This window comes from Xenorhabdus entomophaga, assembly GCF_037996725.1.
GTDB classification, from domain to species: Bacteria; Pseudomonadota; Gammaproteobacteria; order Enterobacterales; family Enterobacteriaceae; genus Xenorhabdus; species Xenorhabdus khoisanae.
In genome coordinates this window covers 1-19,504 of sequence record NZ_JBBMXH010000013.1, presented here as the reverse complement: position 1 = coordinate 19,504, position 19,504 = coordinate 1, and the positions used below count along the sequence as shown (strand labels likewise).

Below are 19,504 nucleotides of genomic sequence, written 5' to 3'. Positions count from 1 at the left end.
GGGGATAAACAGCTTGCTGATGACAACAGAGGAATGACGATGTCAAAAGATCCTTTTCAGGAACGAGAGGCTGAAAAATACGAATCTCCTATCCCAAGCCGTGAATACATCTTGGATATCATTTCTAAACACACCATTCCGGTAAGCCGTCAGGAATTAGCACAAGAACTTGAGTTAACCAGTGCAGAAGCACAGGAAGCATTGCGCCGCCGTTTGCGGGCAATGGAACGCGATGGACAGTTGGTTTTTACCCGCCGTCAATGTTACGCGTTGCCGGAAAGGCTGGATTTATTGAAAGGTACGGTGATTGGGCATCGTGATGGATATGGCTTCCTGCGTGTGGAAGGCCACAAAGAAGATTTTTATCTGCCTTCTGAGCAGATGAAAATAGCAATCCATGGTGATGTGATACTGGCGCAGCCTTTGCAATCAGACAGAAAAGGCCGCATTGAAGTGCGCATCGTGCGGGTATTGGAGCCAAAAAGCAGCCAAATCGTTGGGCGATACTTCGTGGATGCTGGCATGGGTTTTGTCGTCCCTGATGATAGCCGCTTGTGTTTCGATATCTTGATCCCCAAAGAGGAAATTTGCGGAGCAAGAATGGGGAATGTTGTGGTGGTTGAATTAACAAACCGCCCGACCCGCCGAACCAAGGCCATAGGTAAAATTGTTGAAGTACTGGGCGAAACGATGGGAACGAACATGGCGGTTGAAATTGCGCTTCGTACCCATGAAATCCCCCGTAGCTGGCCACCAATGGTAGAAACACAGGTGGCAGATCTGGATGAAAGCGTTCCGGAATCTGCCAAACAAGGTCGTGTTGATTTACGTGAACTACCGTTGGTGACGATCGATGGCGAAGATGCCCGTGACTTTGATGATGCCGTGTATTGTGAAAGAAAACGCGGTGGTGGCTGGCGTTTATGGGTTGCGATTGCTGATGTCAGTTACTACGTTCGTCCGCAAACACCGCTGGATACAGAAGCACGCAGCCGGGGTAATTCGGTCTACTTCCCTTCTCAGGTTGTACCGATGTTGCCGGAAGTGCTGTCGAATGGATTGTGTTCCCTTAATCCAGAAGTCGATCGCCTGTGTATGGTGTGTGAAATGACGGTTTCTGCCCAAGGCAAACTATCTTCCTATAAGTTTTACGAAGCAGTGATGAATTCACATGCTCGTTTGACTTATACGAAAGTCTGGAAAATCTTGCAGGGCGATCAGGAGGTGCGTGATCACTATAAGCCATTGGTGAATCATATTGAGCATCTGCATGAACTTTATCAGGCATTAGAACAGGCACGTGAACAGCGTGGTGCCATTTCGTTTGAATCTGAAGAAGCCAAGTTTATTTTTAATGCGGAACGTCGTATTGAGCGGATCGAGCCAGTTGTACGCAACGATGCGCATAAACTTATTGAAGAGTGCATGATTCTGGCAAATATCGCTGCGGCTCGCTTTGTTGAGAAATATCATGAGCCTGCGTTATATCGTATTCATGACCGACCAAGAGAAGAGAGTATTCTGAACCTGCGTTCAGTCTTCAACGAATTGGGGCTGAGTCTATTGGGCGGGATGAAACCAGAACCGAAAGACTATGCGCAGTTGATGAAGGACGTCGCGGATCGGCCGGATCATGAGCTGTTGCAGACCATGCTGCTGCGTTCAATGAAACAAGCGATCTATGAGCCTGAAAACCGTGGTCACTTTGGCTTGTCGTTGCGTGCTTATTCCCACTTTACTTCACCGATTCGCCGCTATCCTGATTTGGCGTTACACCGAGCGATCAAGTACTTATTATCGCAAGAGAATGGTGTTGTTGAACATGGTGTTGTTAAACATGGTGTTGCTAAACATAGTATCGCTGAGCATTGCTCGACGCCGACAGGCGGTTGGCATAATGATATGGATCACATGCTGCAACTGGGTAATCATTGCTCCATGACGGAACGCCGTGCCGACGAAGCAACAAGGGATGTAGCAGATTGGCTGAAATGTGATTTCATGCAGGATCAGGTAGGCAATGTTTTCACCGGATTGATTACCAGCGTGACAGGCTTTGGCTTCTTTGTTCGTTTGCATGATCTGTTCATTGATGGTTTGGTGCATGTTTCGACGCTGGATAACGATTATTATCGATATGATAATGTTGGTCAGCGTTTGATTGGTGAATCTTCTGGGCAGACTTATCGCCTTGGTGACGAGGTTGAAATCCGCGTAGAAGCGGTTCACATGGATGAACGTAATATTGATTTTACTTTGCTTTCAACAACGCGTAAGGCACGAAACCAAGGTAAAACAGCGCACGATAAAGCGAAAAAAGGCAGGCCAGAACGTAAAAATGACAGAAAAGGCCGTGATTATAAAAAATCAGCCAATGTTGAGTCAGATGGCGCTTTCCGTAAAAAGAAAAGTGCGGAAAAGCCTAAATCGTCCAAGAAAAGCAATGCTAAGCAAGGCAATACTCATCAAAGTAATGCTACTCAAGGTAATGAAGATCAAAGTAATACCAAGCAAAGCAAAAAGAAAAAACAGTCTGACAAGACCAAAAGAATTACGGCAAAACTGAAAGCGAAACGCGCGAAAAAAAGCGCGGGTTAATAGCCCATAAAACAGCCGGTAAAAACAGTTAATCAGTGAGTTAGGTATTAGCCAGTCATGAGTGAAATTATCTACGGTATTCATGCCGTTAAAGCTTTGTTGGAGAGCGATCCACAACGCTTCATGGAAGTTTATGTATTGAAAGGGCGTGAAGATCGCCGTTTAACCCCATTGTTGCAGGAACTGGAAAGCATCGGCATTGCTGTGCAACTTGCCAATCGCCAATGGCTGGATGCCCAGACAGAAGGCGCGGTACACCAAGGCATCATTGCACGGGTTAAACCGGGGCGTCAGTATCAGGAAAGTGATCTGCCTGATTTATTATCAGGGTTGGATCGTCCATTCCTGCTGGTATTGGATGGCGTCACCGATCCACATAATCTTGGAGCTTGCCTGCGTACTGCGGATGCTGCGGGGGTTGATGCGGTTATCGTTCCGCGCGATCGTTCAGCACAACTGAATGCGACAGCGAAAAAAGTTGCCTGTGGCGCGGCGGAAAGCGTTCCACTGATTCGCGTTACCAACCTTGCCCGTACCCTGCGCTTACTGCAAGAACACAATATCTGGGTCGTTGGCACTGCGGGAGAAGCGACTCATGCGTTATATGAGAGCAAACTGACTGGCCCTATGGCCTTGGTCATGGGCGCGGAAGGTGAGGGTATGCGCCGACTGACCCGCGAACACTGCGATGAGCTGATCAGTATTCCTATGGCGGGTTCAGTTTCTTCCTTGAATGTATCGGTTGCTACAGGGGTATGCCTGTTTGAAATCGTGCGCCAGAGAAACACTCAATAATTCAAGTTCTTTCATTCGAAAGCGTCTGAAAGAAGAATAAACGCGTTTTCTTTACCGGTATCTTGAGTTTTTTGTCTTGTACGGGTATAGTGACGCGTCGATTTTTCAGCCGTACTAAACACGTTCCTTGCCTCCATGGGCCACGGCTGACCCTGACAGGAGGCTGAATAATCCGTAAGGAGCAATGCTAATGCGTCATTACGAAATTGTTTTTATGGTCCATCCTGATCAAAGCGAACAGGTTCCGGGCATGATCGAGCGTTACAGTGCGACTATCACTAACGCGCAAGGTCAGATTCACCGTCTGGAAGACTGGGGCCGTCGTCAACTGGCTTACCCAATCAACAAACTGCACAAGGCTCACTACGTTCTGATGAACGTTGAAGCGCCACAAGAAGCGATTGATGAGCTGGAAACTAACTTCCGCTTCAACGATGCCGTTATCCGCAGCATGGTTATGCGCGTTAAGCACGCAGTAACTGAAGCATCACCAATGGTTAAGGCTAAAGACGAACGTCGTAGCCGTGATCTGGTCTTGGAAGAAGACCTGGTTGATGATGTTGATGAAGCTGGGGATTCTGAAGAGTAATCACCGTGACAACGAATCGTTTGGTGCTCTCTGGCACAGTGTGCAAGACACCGATACGAAGAGTCAGTCCATCCGGCATTCCACATTGTCAGTTTGTGCTTGAACATCGTTCACAACAACAGGAAGCCGGATTCAGCAGGCAGTCATGGTGCAGAATGCCCGTCATTGCCAGCGGACAATTGTTACAGGAATATACTCACAGTATAACGGTCGGCAGTAGAATCACTGTTTCAGGATTCATTAATTCCCATCATGGGCGTAATGGTCTTAGCAAATTGGTTCTTCATGCCGAGCAGATTGAATTGATAGATTCTGGAGACTAGCCAAATGGCACGTTATTTCCGTCGTCGCAAGTTCTGCCGTTTCACAGCGGAAGGCGTACAAGAGATCGATTATAAAGACATTGTTACGCTGAAAAACTACATTACCGAAAGCGGTAAAATTGTACCAAGCCGTATTACTGGCACTCGTGCAAAATACCAGCGCCAGCTCGCTCGTGCTATCAAGCGTGCGCGCTACCTGTCTCTGTTGCCTTACACTGATCGTCATCAGTAATAGGCTCAGTCCATTAACGACTTTGAGAGGATAAGGTAATGCAAGTTATTCTGCTTGATAAAGTAGCAAACCTGGGTAGCCTGGGTGACCAAGTTAACGTTAAAGCGGGTTATGCCCGTAACTTCTTAGTACCACAGGGCAAAGCTGTTCCTGCGACTAAGAAAAACATCGAATTCTTCGAAGCTCGCCGTGCTGAACTGGAAGCTAAACTGGCTGACGTTCTGACAGCAGCAGAAGCTCGTGCAGAGAAAATCACTGCACTGGGTTCTGTCACCATCGCTTCTAAAGCGGGTGACGAAGGTAAACTGTTCGGTTCTATCGGTACTCGTGACATCGCTGATGCAGTTATTGCTGCTGGTGTTGAAGTATCTAAGAGCGAAGTTCGCCTGTCTAACGGCGTTCTGCGTACTGTTGGTGAGCACGAAGTTCACTTCCAGGTACACAGCGATGTATTCGCACAGTTGAACGTTAACATCGTTTCAGAAGCTTAATCCCTGATTAGCTGAAGAACATGTGACAAAAAACGCTGGCAATGCCAGCGTTTTTTATTATTTAAACCAAGATGTTATTTTGACTCTGAAAGCCAACGAACAGTGTGGCAACTCTCTGGCTTGAGCCCTTACCCAATACTTACCTATGAAATGATGGCCTTAGTTATCTCGGTCACTGTGTCGATAATGTCTTGAGGTGCTTTCTCAATAAATTTGACCTGACGATCCAAAAAATCTAAGGATTTAACCTGATGAATAAGAATTGTACCTTGGGTAGATAATTCTTCGGGTAAGGGAACTTCTAGCTTCATTCCCCTCACTGTACTGGTGATTGGGGCTACAACAGCAAATCCGGTATGCTCGTTAAACATCTTGCGAGAGATCACGAATGCAGGGCGGCGTTTCATGATTTCCTTTCCTGCGCTCGGATCGAAGTCTATTGAGACAATATCTCCTTTGTCTGGTATGTACATCAGAGTATTTCCTTACCAACAGGTTTAGCGTTGAGCCACTCTTTATCCTCGTCTGTTACCGTGAAACATTCTTTAGGGCTTCCAGCCAACAATGATTCCAGCGTCAACTCTTCTTTGATGGGTGTAAGCACAATTTTGTTATCCTGAATGGATAGGTCTAATTTTGAACCTGTATGCAAATTAAGTGTTTTCACAATGGCTTTTGGGATGCTAACTATATTAGCTCCACCAGATTGGCGGATGACAACAGCAGTCATGTCTGGCCCTCCTTTTATTAAAGTTATACTAAAGTATAATAATATATTTATGTTTTACAAGAGTAAAACCTCCTTGAAAAACTCCTCACGCGTTTACCCATTCAGGCAGTGCTGTTATGCTTGAACCTTCACCCATTTAATAACAGGTATTTTCATGACAACACCTTCTTTTGAGTCTATTGAAGCGCGGGCAAGTTACGGTATTGGCTTGCAGGTTGGGCAACAATTACAGGAATCTGGTTTACAGGGGCTGGAGCCCGAAGCGCTGTTAGCAGGGCTGTGTGATGCGCTGGAAAGCCGTTCTCCTGCGATCCCTGTAGAAGAGCTGCATCGTGCGCTGCGTGAGATACATGAACGTGCTGATAGCGTTCGTCGTGAACATCAGCAGACGATGGCAGAAGAAGGCAAAAAATTCCTGACAGAAAATGCTCAGCGTGAAGGCGTAAGCAGTACTGAATCTGGTTTGCAGTTTTCTGTCCTGACACAAGGCGAAGGTTCTATTCCGGCTCGTACTGACCGTGTTAGCGTCCACTATACTGGCCGTCTTATTGATGGCACGGTATTTGATAGTTCAGTACAACGTGGCACACCAGCAGAATTTCCTGTCAGCGGCGTGATCCCAGGTTGGATTGAAGCTTTGACCCTGATGCCAGTAGGTTCTAAATGGGAACTCTATATTCCTCACAATCTGGCTTATGGTGAGCGTGGCGCAGGCGCGTCTATCCCTCCTTACAGCACATTGATCTTCGAAGTAGAATTACTGGAAATCCTGTAATTCTCTATTAGACCAAAAAAATAGCCGGTTATCCGGCTATTTTTTTGTGTGCATTTAGGGATCATTGGGGAATTTGGGAATCATTGAGCAATAAAGTGTTCGCTATTTCAGTAAAAAATGCGCTAAAAATGTAGCTTCAAGGGGTATGCCCAGATAGTTTTCAATTTGAAAACGCAAGGGGATAGCTGAACAATGAATGCAGAGGTGTATGATGCTACAACAGATCTGCCAATTGGCACGGGAAGCAGGCGCGGCGATCATGGAGGTTTATCAGGCTGAGGAACCGTTGCAAGTGGAACATAAAACGGATGACTCACCTGTTACTGTTGCAGATATTGCCGCTCATAAGATTATTAAAGCAGGATTATCGCGCATTGCGCCTGATATCCCGTTGTTATCAGAGGAAGATCCTCCTTCGTGGGAAGAACGGAAGAACTGGCAGCGCTATTGGTTGGTTGATCCACTGGATGGGACGAAAGAGTTCATTCGTCGGAACGGTGAATTTACCGTCAATATTGCATTAATTGAAGATGGTGTGCCTGTAATGGGTGTCGTTTATGTTCCTGTGCAGAATGTTTTGTATTCAGGGCAAGATCGTCAGGCGTGGAAGGAAGCCAATGGTCAAACCCTTCCTATAAAAGTTATTTCTGCGACGCGACCAATCGTAGTCGTCAGCCGTTCTCATCGGGATGATGAGGAATTGAAGGACTATCTTGCCCAATTAGGGGCTCACGATACACTTTCGGTAGGGTCTTCACTGAAATTCTGTATGGTTGCCGAGGGAAAAGCCCAACTTTATCCCCGTTTTGGGCCAACCAATATTTGGGATACTGGTGCGGGTCATGCTGTTGCAATTGCCGCGGGTGCACATGTAACGGACTGGGAAGGAAAAACATTGAATTACACACCGCGTGAATCTTTCCTGAATCCAGGGTTCAGGGTCAGTATTTTTTAATGTCGGAATGATAATGGCTCACAATGTCAGAGCCATTATCACTGTACATTCATTAAAATCACCGCAATTGAAAATCTGATTGCGGTTCAGGTTATTTTTTCAGTTCGTCTTTGATAATGCTGATAACGTGAGTGATCTCTTCGTTATTTAGTTTGCCATCTTTGACAAATTTCACATTGCCGTTTTTATCCAGCACGATGATTGCTGAACTTTTAGGTTCCAAACCCCAGGCTGCTTTAGACAACCCATCGCTATCGACAATAAATTGTGACCACGGGAACTGTTTTTTGCTGTCTTCAAGGCTATTACGGACAAAAACGCTGGTGCCAAAAATAGCATCATCAGTATTTACGATGCTGGTTGTTTGATATTGATCCTTGGGTAAATCCGCATTTTTCAATGCTTGGATAAGGGGATCATTCATCTCTTTTGCGGAACTACGACCGGCAATATGCTGGATAGTTCTCACTTTTCCCGGAAGCTCGGTAGTACTCCAATTTTGGTAGCTGAATTTGCCATCGTTAAGCAAAAGCTCACCTTTATCTGTCACACTAACCGCAGGAACTTGTTGTCCTAACGTGATGTTATGGGCGAATGCAAATATTGGCATTAAACTCAACAATGCAGATAACGTGATGTTTTTTATCATATTTATACCTTATTTGACATGGTGTGGCATGTTATCAGGGAACATCATACTCAGCATAGCGCTTGTTAACTGGTCTGTCCTCAATAAAGTAAACATTTTGGTAACATTTAGAATAATATATAAGCTTAATAATGTGTTTTTGTTGAATAATTCTATTGAATTTCATGATGTTATGCTGAAATAGTGATTAAATCTTTGCACTTGAGGGGAACAAATTTCTATAAATGTAGTCTATACATTCTGCATGACAGTGATGTGTCTTTTGATTCACTGCTTGTGTGATGTAAATTGTTTGATGCAATAGAATGATATCGTAAGAAGCATGGGAGGAAAAAAACAGAGATGAAAATCTTTCACCACTATAACCCACTGAAAATTGCTCTCTACGTAAAAACCCTATTTCGTGGGCGTTTATACATTAAAGAGATGGGGGCTTTTGAATTTAACTACGGGAAGATTTTACTACCGAAGATAAAAGATAAACGTCATTTCAATGTAATGAGTGAAGTTAATCAGCAAGTATTGCGCCTACAGACTGAAATGGGATGATTTTTCTACAAATGCTCATTTACTGATAGATATGTGCCATTATTAATCGCGCATCATTAGATAAACGGCCTTGCGGCCGTTTTTTGATCTTCGCTATTTATTTTTACGCTTCATGTGGCTGTTCAGCACCAGGTTGGTTGGGTTGAACAAGGGAATCAACAACTTTTGTCACGAGCAATTGATCGATCTTATAGTTATCAATATCCACCACTTCAAACTTATAACCGCCAAGTTTCACAAAATCTGTGCGTTTAGGAATTTTGCGTAAGCGGAACATCATAAAGCCAGCGATGGTTTCATAATTACTGGAATCTGGAAAGTTATCGATATCCAGAACTCGCATGACATCTTCAATTGGTGTGCCACCCTCAATCAGCCATGAATTTTCATCGCGAACAACGATTTGTTCTTCTTGTCCCTGACCGACTAAATCTCCCATTAATGTGGTCATAACGTCATTGAGAGTGATGACCCCCATCACCAAAGCATATTCATTGAGAATGATTGCGAAGTCTTCACCCGCGGCTTTAAAACTTTCCAATGTATCAGAAAGTGAGAGGGTATCCGGGATCATCAGGGCACTGCGGATTTGAACGCCCTCTTTCAGATTGAGGCTTTGGCCGCTCAGGACGCGATTGAGTAGATCCTTTGAATCTACATAACCAATGACATGATCAATGTCGCCATCACAAACAAGAAATTTTGAATGGGGATGAGTGGAGATCTTTTCTTTAATGCTGTTTTCATCTTCATTTTTATCAAAATACACCACACTTTCTCGGGAGGTCATGGCAGAAGGTACGGTGCGTGATTCCAGTTCAAAAACATTCTCAATCAGCTCATGCTCTTGTTTACGTAGTACACCTGCAACTGCACCTGCTTCAAAGACAGCATAAATATCATCGGAGGTGATGTCTTCATTACGCTCCATTGGGATCTTAAAGATTTTGAAGATACAGTCAGCGAGGCCATTGAACAACCAGACCAGCGGGCTAAGAATAGTCAGGCAGAAACGCATTGGGTTGACAATTTTCACGGCAATGGCTTCGGGCTGAGTCATACCAATGCGTTTAGGGGTTAAATCAGCAAGCAGGATAAAGATACTCGTAACGATGGTAAAAGAGCAGAGAAAACCTAGCTGGTCTGCCCATTCTGGGCGCATGAACTTTATAAACAGGGTCTTCAGAGCGGGAGAAAAAGCGGATTCCCCAACAACCCCCGCAAGGATTGCGACGGCATTCAGGCCAATTTGAACGACAGTAAAGAACATGCCGGGAGTTTCTTGTAGTTTAAGAACATGGGCAGCGTTGAGATTTCCCTCATCAGCCATGAGTTTTAATTTGATTCTTCTTGAAGCAGCCAGCGAAATTTCTGATAACGAAAAAAATGCACTAATAGCACAAAGCAAAACTATTACTAATAAACTGTTTAACATAAAGTGTCCGTATCTTGTCCCCAGCGACAGGGTAGGTGTTATTTGAATAGCACTGGAGGGAGATGAAAAAACCTATAAAGAAAAAATTACGGCGATATGCCGTAAAGTAAATAATAGCCTAATTCCATCAGGCTTTGGGTCTAGCCCAATAATTATAACATTGGGCTAACTAAATCGGCTAGTTTCTGTGCGTTGGAGGGAAGCAGATTCCAATACCACCTAATCCACAATATCCTTCGGGATTTTTGTAGAGATATTGCTGGTGATAATCTTCGGCAAAATAGAATGACCCGGTTTCACGGATTTCTGTCGTGATAGTACGTTGGTCGCCATTTTGAGCCATTATTTGCTGGAATTGGTCGCGGCTGGCAATCGCCTGCTCATGTTGTTGTGCTGAAACGGTGTAAAGGGCAGAACGGTACTGTGTGCCGATATCACCGTGCTGACGCATACCCTGGGAGGGATCGTGATTTTCCCAGAACAGCGTTAATAACTGTGCATAGGTTATTTGGGTTGGATCAAACACGATCCTGACCACTTCGGCATGCCCGGTTAAGCCTGTGCAAACTTCTTCATAAGTCGGATTTGGCGTTGTGCCGCCACTGTAACCTACAGAGGTGGTATAAATGCCTTCCTGTTGCCAGAAAAGGCGTTCAACGCCCCAGAAACATCCCATACCTACATAGGCTATTTCCATATTTTCTGGAATGTTGTCTATCGCATGCTGTGTGATGACATGGTAGGGTGATACAGTTAATGGGGTGGCCCTACCAGATATAGCATCTTGTGAAGAAACATGTTGGCTTTCATTGACTGAATTTGGCAAGATTCCTCCTATTATTCACGGGTTTTATGGTTATGTGTTGCTTGTATATCTTTAAAACTTTACCAGAATTAACTTATTACAGCATTTTTATATTGTTGGATCTTACCCTGTAGATAGATAAATATTAGGAGTTCGAGTGTCACGATACCCCCTCATATGCGCGCTTTTTGTATCTATCGTCACTCCATCGGCTTACAGTGCAAATTTACGATTAAAAGTAGAAGGACTTTCTGGCGAATTGGAAAAAAATGCCAGAGTGCAACTTTCAAATATCAGTACTGATGAAGTGTCTCCTGATGGTCGTTTTCGCGCACGTGTAGAAAAAGCGATACGACAGGGGCTTCGTCCACTGGGATATTATAATCCCACCATTGAATTTACCTATCAAGAGAATACTCCGCCAGCCCGCCCTGTTCTGACTGCAAAAGTCACCCTTGGTGAACCTGTGCGAGTGACTGAAGTGAATGTTGATTTAGAAGGTGGTGCAAAAACAGATAAAGATTATGCTGCCCTCATCAAAAAAAATATGCCTAAAAAAGGGACCATTCTTAATCACGGCGAATATGAAAGTTTTAAAGGTGCATTGACTAATCTTGCGGTCAGAAAAGGTTATTTTGATGCCGTGATGAAGAAGGGTGAATTAGGGGTATCAAAAGAGCTGTATGAATCGATTTGGGATTTCGATTTCGATAGCGGGCAACGTTACCACTTTGGCCCTGTAATATTCCATGGTTCGCAAATTCGTGAAACTTACCTGAATAACCTGATTCCTTTTAAAAAAGGTGAATATTACACATCGGAACAGCTGGCGGAATTCAACCGTCGTTTGGTGGATACGGGGTGGTTTAATTCTGCGGTTGTTGTACCTGATTTTAAAGTAGGGCGCGAGAGTCAGGATAAGATATTGCCACTGGATGCTTCGTTAGTCCCTCGTTCTGCCAATTATGTTGAATTGGGTGGGGGTTATGCCACTGATGTTGGCCCCCGTGTACAAACAAAATGGAAAAAACCCTGGCTTAATTCCCGTGGGCATAGTTTGAGCACCAGTCTTAACCTTTCTGCCCGGGAACAAATTATTGACGCATCTTACAAGATGCCGCTGAAAGCCAATCCACTCGAAGAATATTTTGAACTGCAAACGGGCTATAAACGTAAAGATATCAACGACACGACTGCGGACACAGCAACGTTGAACCTTGCCCGTAACTGGGATCGCTTCACTGGCTGGCAGTATGGTGCCAATATCCGTTGGAGTCTCAGCCACTTTACCCAGGCCAATGTGACTAATACCACCATGCTGCTTTATCCGGGGATAAATGTCAGCCGCCTTCGTCAGCGTGGTGGAACTATGCCTTTTTGGGGCGATAGTCAGCGTTATTCGATAGATATTTCTGATAAGACTTGGCGGTCTGATGTGGACTTCCTCGTGTTACAGGCACATCACGTTTGGATCAGATCTTATCGGGAAAATCATCGTTTTGTGGTACGGGCAGATCTGGGCTGGATAGAAACCAGTCAATTCGAAAAAGTGCCGCCGGATCTTCGCTTCTTTGCCGGTGGCGATCGCAGCATTCGTGGCTATAAATACCAGAAAATTTCACCGACAGACAAAAAGGGTAAATTAGTCGGGGCATCAAAACTGGCCGTTGGTTCGTTGGAGTATCAATACAATATTTATGGTAATTGGTGGAGTGCTTTGTTTGTAGATTCAGGTGAGGCCGTGGATGACATTAGAAGGAGTAATTTCAAAACAGGCGCGGGGATGGGTGTGCGCTGGGCCTCACCGGTCGGGCCGATAAAATTTGATTTGGCAACGCCAATCGGAGATCCAAATAATCACAATGTTGAATTTTATATCGGTCTAGGGGCTGAACTATGAAGTGGGTAAAAAGGGTCAGTATTATTTTCCTGCTGATTGTTGGCCTGTTATTGATGACGGTTGTAGGATTGGTCGGCACACAAACCGGCTTGCACTTTGTGATTAACAGTGCCGCACGTTGGGTGCCCGGATTGGATATTGCCAGTGTCAGCGGAGGCTGGCGCGACCTAACGCTACAGGGCGTGAAATATCAGATGCCGGGCGTTAATGTCAGTGCTGACAATCTGCATCTTTCGTTGCGGCTTTCCTGTTTGAGACACAGCCATGTATGTGTTAATGCCCTGACGACAGAAGGTGTCGTTGTTTCGGTCAATATGGCTGAGCTTCCGCCATCGGAGCCGTCTCCGGCATCGAAACCCTTGACTGAATTGATAACGCCTTATCCTATTTCACTGGATCTGCTTTCTTTGAAAAATATCCATGTCACAGTGGATGATATTGCTATTGCATTGGATGAATTTAAATCTGGCGCTCAGTGGCGGGAAAAACAGTTACGATTAAAGCCAACGGAAATCACTAACCTGTTGGTGGCATTGCCAAAATCGCCACCTGAACCCATTGATACAGTACAGAAAACAACGCCAAAGACTAAACAGCAGATAGAATCTGAGAAGCCCTTGAGTGAAACCTTGAAGGCGCTGTTTGCCAAACCGCTCTTAACGAAATTACCCAATATCCCGATTCCCCTTGATATCACTATAGACGGTATTCATGGCCGCCAGCTTCGTCTGACCGGAGATACCGGCATCACGATTAATGACCTGAGGCTACAGGCCAGCAATCAGGGACAGCAAATTGATGTAAAAACCTTGAAGGTGTTGGCGCCAGAAGGTTCACTTGCGATACAGGGCACGGCAAAACTTTCTGAGCAGTGGCCAATCAACCTGATGGTTAAAGGAAAATTAGATAATTTAAATCACCTGAATGAGTTGAAAGGGCAACAAATCGATCTGACGCTGAAGGGGGCTTTTTTACAGCAGCTTGATCTCGCGTTACAGCTTTCCGGGCCTGTTTCTGCCAATCTGGATGCGCAGGCTGAATTGGCAAAGGCAGGCTTGCCTTTACGCTTGACACTGGAAAGCAGCCAACTGAAATGGCCATTGAAAGAAAAGGCGGAATATCAGCTGGATGGCGTAAAACTGCGCTTTAATGGTCAAGCCAGCCGTTACGATCTTTCACTTCGTTCTGATATTAAGGGAAGTGATATTCCTCCGGCATTATTAATGCTGGATGCAAAAGGTAATGAAGAATCTCTCCGGTTAACACGTTTGCGTCTGGCTGCATTACAGGGCAAAGCTGACGTCACGGGAGTTGTTGATTGGAGTAAGGCGGTAAGTTGGAATGCCAAGCTGGTTCTGGATGGTATTAATACGGCCAAACAGTGGCCGGAATGGCCGGCCAGAATGGATGGTAAAATAGCGGTACGCGGCAGTTTGTATGGTGGAAGCTGGCAACTTCAGGTTCCGGAAATTGCCCTTCACGGTCATGTAAAGCAGAACGCCGTCAAAGTTTATGGTACAGCATCAGGTAATGCGGCAGGGCAGTGGGATATTCCTCAGTTTGATCTTGCGTTTGGGCGTAATAAATTAAATGCGCAGGGGCGGCTTACCGATGAGGTCTGGAAACTGGATGGCGATATTAACGCGCCGCAATTGGATGGGTTACTGCCGGGACTGGGTGGTTTTATCACTGGTAATGTCAAACTGCGCGGTAATATGAAAGCTCCTCAAATCATCGCGGATTTGAATGCGCGTGGGGTGCGGTGGCAGGATTCTCTGCGGGTGGACAGCGCCACGATTAAGGGGGATATACGCTCGGCGGAACAGATTCAAGGACAGTTATCGGTTGTTGTTCGCCATTTGAAACAGGCAGATTTAGCCATCAATAGCCTGATACTCAATGCCAAGGGCACAGAAAAGCAGCATGATTTACAAGTAAAAGTGGAGGGTTCTCCAGTATCAGGCGAGTTGGCACTTAATGGAAGTTTTGATCGCCAGCAGGAACGTTGGAAAGGCAATATCAATCATACCCATTTTGATACGGTTGTCGGTGAGTGGCGCTTAAGTAAAGCAATGACGGTTGATTACTTTAATCTACAACAGAAAGCTATTGTCGGAGCTCACTGTTGGCTCAACCCTAATGCTCAAGTGTGTTTTTCAAAACCGATTGAAGCCGGGAAAAATGGCCATGCACAAGTTGCACTTGAACGCTTTGACTTAGCGATGCTCCAGCCATTCCTTGATAAAAGCACTCAGCTTAAGGGAGTATTCAGTGGTGATGCTGATGTCAAATGGGTGGCAGATCAAGGGCTACCGCAAGCAAAAATCGCCTTGCAGGGGAATGGTGTTCAGGTTCGGCAGGTTGTAGAAGGTATTACGTTACCGATCGATTTTGAAACGCTGACATTGAATGCTGGCCTGAAAAACGGCAAGGCAAATTTAGACTGGTTAGTCAAACTGGTTGGCAATGGACAGTTGAACGGTGATGTTCAGGTATCTGATTTGGAAGGCCGTCGCAAATTATCGGGTAACGTAGATATTCAAGATCTCTCCTTAAAGCTGATTAAACCTATTCTGGGCAAAGATGAAAAAGCGGAAGGGGGGATGAATGCGAATTTGCGTCTTGGAGGGAATGCCAAGAATCCATTGTTATTCGGTCTGCTCAAAGCCGATAACCTGCAAATGAGTAGTCATTGGCTGCCATTCGATATCTCTCAGGGCCAGTTAGTCATTCATTTTGATGGTGTCCGCTCTGATTTGAATGGGATGATTAAAACGCCTAAGGGGCAACTAAACCTGAATGGTCATGCGGATTGGCACAGTTTAGACGCATGGTATGCCAGAATCGCAGCTAATGCCGAAAAATTACGTGTGGTTGTTCCTCCGATGGTTAAGGTCGATGTCAGCCCGAATCTGGTGCTGGAAGCGACACCAAATCTACTGAAACTTGATGGCAATGTTGATATTCCATGGGCGCGCATTACGGTTCAGGAACTACCGGAATCAGCGGTAGGTGTTTCTCCTGATGAAGTGATGCTGGATAAAAATCTCCAGCCGATAGGGAAGAAAAAATCGTCTATTCTGATTCAAAGTAACTTGAATGTTCATATTGGTAATGATGTGCGTTTGAGTGCATTTGGTCTGGAAGCACAGCTTAAGGGGGCTTTAAAAGTCCTTCAGGATAAACAGGGGCTGGGGCTGAATGGTCAGATTGATATTCCGGAAGGGCGCTTCCATGCTTATGGACAAGATTTGCAGGTACGCAGAGGAACGATTATGTTCTCTGGCCCGCCAGATCAGCCATTATTGAATATTGAAGCGATCCGTAACCCGGAATCGACGGCGAATGGCGTTATTGCCGGAGTGAGGGTGACCGGTCTGGCGGATAAGCCTAAAGTGGAAATTTTCTCTGATCCTGCAAAATCACAACAGGAAGCTTTATCCTTTCTTTTGCGTGGAGAAGGTTTGGAAAAAGGGGATTCTGACAACTCGCAGATGACGGCAATGCTGATTGGTTTGGGTGTTGCGCAGAGTGGTCAGTTAGTTGGCAAGATTGGTGAAACTTTTGGTGTCTCTGATTTGGCTTTGGATACTCAAGGTGTTGGCGATAAATCTCAGGTTGTCGTTAGTGGCAGGATTACCAAAGACTTACAAGTGAAGTATGGGGTGGGTATTTTTGACTCTTTGGCAACACTGACGTTGCGCTATCGTGTTATGCCAAGATTGTATCTGGACGCGGTATCTGGTATTGATCAAGCTTTAGATCTGCTCTATGAGTTTGAGTTTTAAAAATGCGAGTTATTGTTTATGGTAGCCTGAGGCGCAAACAAGGTAACCATCACTGGATGACAGATGCCCAACTGTTAGGAGAACACAAGTTAGAAGGTTATGAGATTTATGACCTTGGGCATTATCCCGCTGTTATCCGTGGTGAAGGAATAATCGAATGCGAAGTATACCGCATTACGCCATCTATACTGACAGAGCTGGATGAGTTGAAAAAGAACTCTCAGGAGTATCAAAGGGAACTGATTGAAACACCTTATGGTAGGGCATGGATTTATCTTTATAAATTGCCTGTAGAGGGATTGAGTCGGATAACAAGTGGTGACTGGTTGAAACGCTACGGAGAAGAATAAAGAACAGCGAACCACTGTTTATATCATTTTTTAATAAAAGTGAGCATCAAAAAAACCTCTGCGTCCATGAAGGGGCAGAGGTTTTTTTACAATCAAAACCCGCTGTTAACCGTTAAGATTATTTTTTGGCAGCGCGTTCGAAAGAAGACAGGATCTCAGCCTTAGCGGCTTCAACATTATCCCAGCCCTCAACTTTAACCCACTTGCCTTTTTCCAGATCTTTGTAATGTTCAAAGAAGTGAGTGATTTGCGCACGTAACAGTTCTGGCAGATCGTTCACATCTTTGATGTGATCGTATTCTTTGCTCAATTTGGTATGAGGAACAGCCACCAGTTTTGCATCTTCACCAGACTCATCGGTCATTTTCAGAACACCGACCGGGCGGCAGCGGATAACAGAACCCGGCTGCAATGGATATGGTGTTGGAACCAGTACATCAACAGGGTCACCGTCAAGGGACAAAGTATTGTTGATGTAGCCGTAATTGCATGGGTAGAACATAGCTGTTGACATGAAACGGTCTACAAACAGAGCGCCGGAGTCTTTGTCTACTTCATATTTAATAGGATCTGCATTAGCTGGGATCTCAATGATGACATAGATATCTTCTGGTAGCTCTTTACCCGCCGGTACGTTGTTCAGGCTCATAAAAGGTTTCCTTCAATGTTAAACCAAAATGGGGTGCGGGGTATTATAGCCAAAACAGGCCCGAATTCCTCGGGTTTTTCGGCTGGCGTGGTAGCTTAAGCGTCAGATTATGAGTTATTACATCCTGATAAAAAAGCACAGACCCCCTCGTTACTGAGTCTGTGCTTACTCTGTATTAATGGTGATTTAATTTAACATCACGCTTTAGTAAACAGAGCTTATTTGGCATATCAATGTCACCGGAGTCCCGAGTGGAAGTGCGTTACTGTCACCATCCAGGTAGACCCTGTTCTGATAGTTATAGCCATAATAAGCTCCGCCCACGGTATCCGAAAACGTACTATCAACCTTCCAGTATTTCTTAGGTAGTTGGTCAAACCCAAAGTCCGGGAAAGTCTCTTTGTCGTATTCCCGACTAAATGAGGTCTGCGTAGTTGTTTCGGGATTGGTTCCTATATCATACATGGTCGGTATTCTTTGCGTATCATTAGTGGCTTTGGGTGGTCCGAAAGCACAAGTATCATGAGCGCCATCACTCACACTCACAGTCGGATAATCAGGACTAACAAATAGGTATCTTTGTGGGTTGAATGTATAAGTATAAATAGACGTTATTTGAGTTTGGGGAGTGAATACCGTGAGTTTAACGGTTACTGGCCATACACCTTTGTCGGAAAAGTGCTCTTTCGCGAATGTGACAACCCCTGTGTCAGCCCCAGTACTGTTCTTTTCGATTTTCACCAAGTTATCATTGCTGCTCACCATGGTTATGTCAGTCAAAGGGTCATCAGGCAAAGCGTCTGTTCCATTTTTCGTCAGCTTAACTTCTACGTTGCCATGCACGTTGTAAGGCCTTTCCTGTTGAGGAAAGTATTTCGTTTTACTTGAACCTTTTTTACTCAGCAGAATGCCTACGGGTTCTTCAACAGCCTCGAAGTCCACAGGCGAGGATTGCCGGCTATTTGCTATATCGGTGGATGAATCTGGGTAGAGCCGGAAAAAAACGCCCTTAATGCCTACTTTACTGGTCATAGAGAGAGTCAAATAACCCTCATCATCCGTGACTGGCTTGTCAGGAACCTCGAAATGAACTTTGTCTGAAACGGGGCTAGGAGACCGTGCCAGATGCAGCGTCGATATTACTCCTTTCAGGCTCTGGTTTTTCAATGGCTTTTGCCCTGCTTCGTCGAGTATTCGCACCTTAAAGGCATAGCTATCTTGTCCATTACCTTTTAATGAGCTTCCTCCGGTAGATGATTGCGTGATGACATCAAATAAAAACTTCAGATTTTCCGGCACCACAAAATTGAATGGCTTAGAGAAGTTTTGATGCTTTTTATTAATCAACACCCCGGCTTTAACCTCTTTCACTGCCTGGGTACTGGTCACAATTGCCTTGATTTTACCGTCCTTATCCGTGGAATTTTCATAGCCGGGCGCGGGCTTAATCGTCAATCCCGGCAGGTTAGCAGGCTCGGTATTCCACTCTAAGTCCATCTCCATTTTTTTATTGATGGGGTTGCCATCGGTATCGAACACGGTCGCCGTCACCATGACGGGCTTTTGGTCCGTTGCCTCAAAAGGCGGTTTGTTGTCAAACACAAAGTCGTCGGCGTGAATGGCATCAGAAAGATTAGTAAAACCAAATGGTTTATCGCCTTTTATCTCCAATTTGGGTTGATTATCCATTTCCAGATAAACTTTTGTTTTCGGATCAATAGGCTGAGTACTGCTTAAGGTTGCAGCTAACTGGCCTGCATCATTGGTCATTCCTGAGGGATCCCAGTTTAATGTTGCATGTTGATCCGGCGGGTCGATGCTCCATTTTATGTTGGGTATGGCCTGGTTTTTAATCGGCGGGTTACTTTTATCGCCATAGGTGACCGTTGCT

General features: G+C 45.1%; 19 protein-coding genes. 12 read left to right on the top strand and 7 right to left on the bottom strand.

The features are described 5' to 3' along the window. The first annotated feature begins 39 nt into the window (after positions 1-39). From rnr to rplI, 6 genes are all read left to right on the top strand, one after another. On the top strand, positions 40-2,598 hold the full coding sequence (rnr, locus tag AAC854_RS04360) for a ribonuclease R (protein ID WP_340616036.1): 2,559 nt from the start codon (positions 40-42) through the stop codon (positions 2,596-2,598). Between the two features lie 57 nt (positions 2,599-2,655). Continuing rightward, positions 2,656-3,393, top strand: coding sequence for a 23S rRNA (guanosine(2251)-2'-O)-methyltransferase RlmB (gene rlmB / locus AAC854_RS04355; RefSeq protein ID WP_047962418.1), 738 nt, complete (start codon positions 2,656-2,658; stop codon positions 3,391-3,393). A gap of 190 nt (positions 3,394-3,583) precedes the next feature. Further along, entirely contained in the window at positions 3,584-3,982 is a 399-nt protein-coding gene (gene rpsF / locus AAC854_RS04350; protein ID WP_047962417.1) for a 30S ribosomal protein S6, read from the top strand. Positions 3,983-3,987: 5 nt separating this feature from the next. Continuing rightward, a complete protein-coding gene (gene priB / locus AAC854_RS04345) occupies positions 3,988-4,305 on the top strand; it encodes a primosomal replication protein N (protein WP_072061396.1) in 318 nt (105 codons plus the stop codon). 4 nt (positions 4,306-4,309) lie between these two features. After that, positions 4,310-4,537 carry a 30S ribosomal protein S18 gene (gene rpsR / locus AAC854_RS04340; RefSeq protein ID WP_012986941.1) on the top strand — a complete coding sequence of 76 codons (228 nt, stop codon included), beginning with the start codon at positions 4,310-4,312 and terminating at the stop codon, positions 4,535-4,537. Between the two features lie 38 nt (positions 4,538-4,575). Next, positions 4,576-5,028, top strand: coding sequence for a 50S ribosomal protein L9 (gene rplI, locus AAC854_RS04335; RefSeq protein WP_047962415.1), 453 nt, complete (start codon positions 4,576-4,578; stop codon positions 5,026-5,028). Positions 5,029-5,171: 143 nt separating this feature from the next. Here the strand turns inward: rplI and AAC854_RS04330 are convergent, their stop codons facing one another. Together AAC854_RS04330 and AAC854_RS04325 are read right to left on the bottom strand one after the other, a co-directional pair. After that, positions 5,172-5,501 carry a type II toxin-antitoxin system PemK/MazF family toxin gene (locus AAC854_RS04330; protein ID WP_047962414.1) on the bottom strand — a complete coding sequence of 110 codons (330 nt, stop codon included), beginning with the start codon at positions 5,499-5,501 and terminating at the stop codon, positions 5,172-5,174. After that, positions 5,501-5,758, bottom strand: coding sequence for an AbrB/MazE/SpoVT family DNA-binding domain-containing protein (locus tag AAC854_RS04325; protein WP_047962413.1), 258 nt, complete (start codon positions 5,756-5,758; stop codon positions 5,501-5,503). Before AAC854_RS04325 ends, AAC854_RS04330 begins: the two co-directional genes overlap by 1 nt. A 154-nt stretch (positions 5,759-5,912) precedes the next feature. Between AAC854_RS04325 and AAC854_RS04320 the strand changes: the two genes are divergently transcribed. Both AAC854_RS04320 and cysQ read left to right on the top strand, forming a co-directional pair. Beyond that, on the top strand, positions 5,913-6,533 hold the full coding sequence (locus tag AAC854_RS04320) for a BamJ family beta-barrel-assembly machinery protein (RefSeq protein ID WP_340616035.1): 621 nt from the start codon (positions 5,913-5,915) through the stop codon (positions 6,531-6,533). A 211-nt stretch (positions 6,534-6,744) separates the two neighbouring features. Continuing rightward, on the top strand, positions 6,745-7,488 hold the full coding sequence (cysQ, locus tag AAC854_RS04315; protein ID WP_340616073.1) for a 3'(2'),5'-bisphosphate nucleotidase CysQ: 744 nt from the start codon (positions 6,745-6,747) through the stop codon (positions 7,486-7,488). Positions 7,489-7,579: 91 nt separating this feature from the next. Here the strand turns inward: cysQ and AAC854_RS04310 are convergent, their stop codons facing one another. After that, positions 7,580-8,137, bottom strand: a complete 558-nt coding sequence (locus AAC854_RS04310) for a YtfJ family protein (RefSeq protein ID WP_340616034.1) — start codon at positions 8,135-8,137, stop codon at positions 7,580-7,582. 342 nt (positions 8,138-8,479) lie between these two features. On the opposite strand from AAC854_RS04310, the gene AAC854_RS04305 reads away from it, so the two are divergent. Beyond that, the gene (locus tag AAC854_RS04305) at positions 8,480-8,686 is read left to right on the top strand and encodes a DUF1107 domain-containing protein (protein WP_340616033.1); all 207 of its coding nucleotides are present in this window, start codon (positions 8,480-8,482) and stop codon (positions 8,684-8,686) included. A 103-nt stretch (positions 8,687-8,789) separates the two neighbouring features. On the opposite strand, the gene paeA is transcribed toward AAC854_RS04305, so the two are convergent. Together paeA and msrA are read right to left on the bottom strand one after the other, a co-directional pair. Continuing rightward, complete coding sequence (gene paeA / locus AAC854_RS04300; protein ID WP_340616032.1) at positions 8,790-10,121, bottom strand: polyamine export protein PaeA; 1,332 nt, start codon at positions 10,119-10,121, stop codon at positions 8,790-8,792. A 178-nt stretch (positions 10,122-10,299) separates the two neighbouring features. After that, positions 10,300-10,947 (bottom strand): peptide-methionine (S)-S-oxide reductase MsrA, encoded by a 648-nt coding sequence (msrA, locus tag AAC854_RS04295; protein ID WP_340616031.1) that lies wholly within the window; start codon positions 10,945-10,947, stop codon positions 10,300-10,302. A 136-nt stretch (positions 10,948-11,083) separates the two neighbouring features. On the opposite strand from msrA, the gene tamA reads away from it, so the two are divergent. From tamA to AAC854_RS04280, 3 genes are read left to right on the top strand one after another with little or no spacing between them, the layout of a single operon-like run. Then, positions 11,084-12,826 (top strand): autotransporter assembly complex protein TamA, encoded by a 1,743-nt coding sequence (tamA, locus tag AAC854_RS04290; RefSeq protein ID WP_340616030.1) that lies wholly within the window; start codon positions 11,084-11,086, stop codon positions 12,824-12,826. Next, positions 12,823-16,614, top strand: a complete 3,792-nt coding sequence (gene tamB, locus AAC854_RS04285) for an autotransporter assembly complex protein TamB (RefSeq protein ID WP_340616029.1) — start codon at positions 12,823-12,825, stop codon at positions 16,612-16,614. The genes tamA and tamB overlap by 4 nt, the downstream gene beginning before the upstream one ends. Positions 16,615-16,616: 2 nt before the next feature. After that, positions 16,617-16,964, top strand: coding sequence for a gamma-glutamylcyclotransferase family protein (locus AAC854_RS04280; RefSeq protein ID WP_340616028.1), 348 nt, complete (start codon positions 16,617-16,619; stop codon positions 16,962-16,964). A 118-nt stretch (positions 16,965-17,082) separates the two neighbouring features. Here AAC854_RS04280 and ppa read toward each other — a convergent pair whose 3' ends face one another. Next, complete coding sequence (ppa, locus tag AAC854_RS04275; RefSeq protein ID WP_340616027.1) at positions 17,083-17,613, bottom strand: inorganic diphosphatase; 531 nt, start codon at positions 17,611-17,613, stop codon at positions 17,083-17,085. A 204-nt stretch (positions 17,614-17,817) separates the two neighbouring features. After that, positions 17,818-19,504 (bottom strand): hypothetical protein (locus AAC854_RS04270; protein ID WP_340616026.1); only part of this gene is annotated, 1,687 nt, incomplete at its 5' end.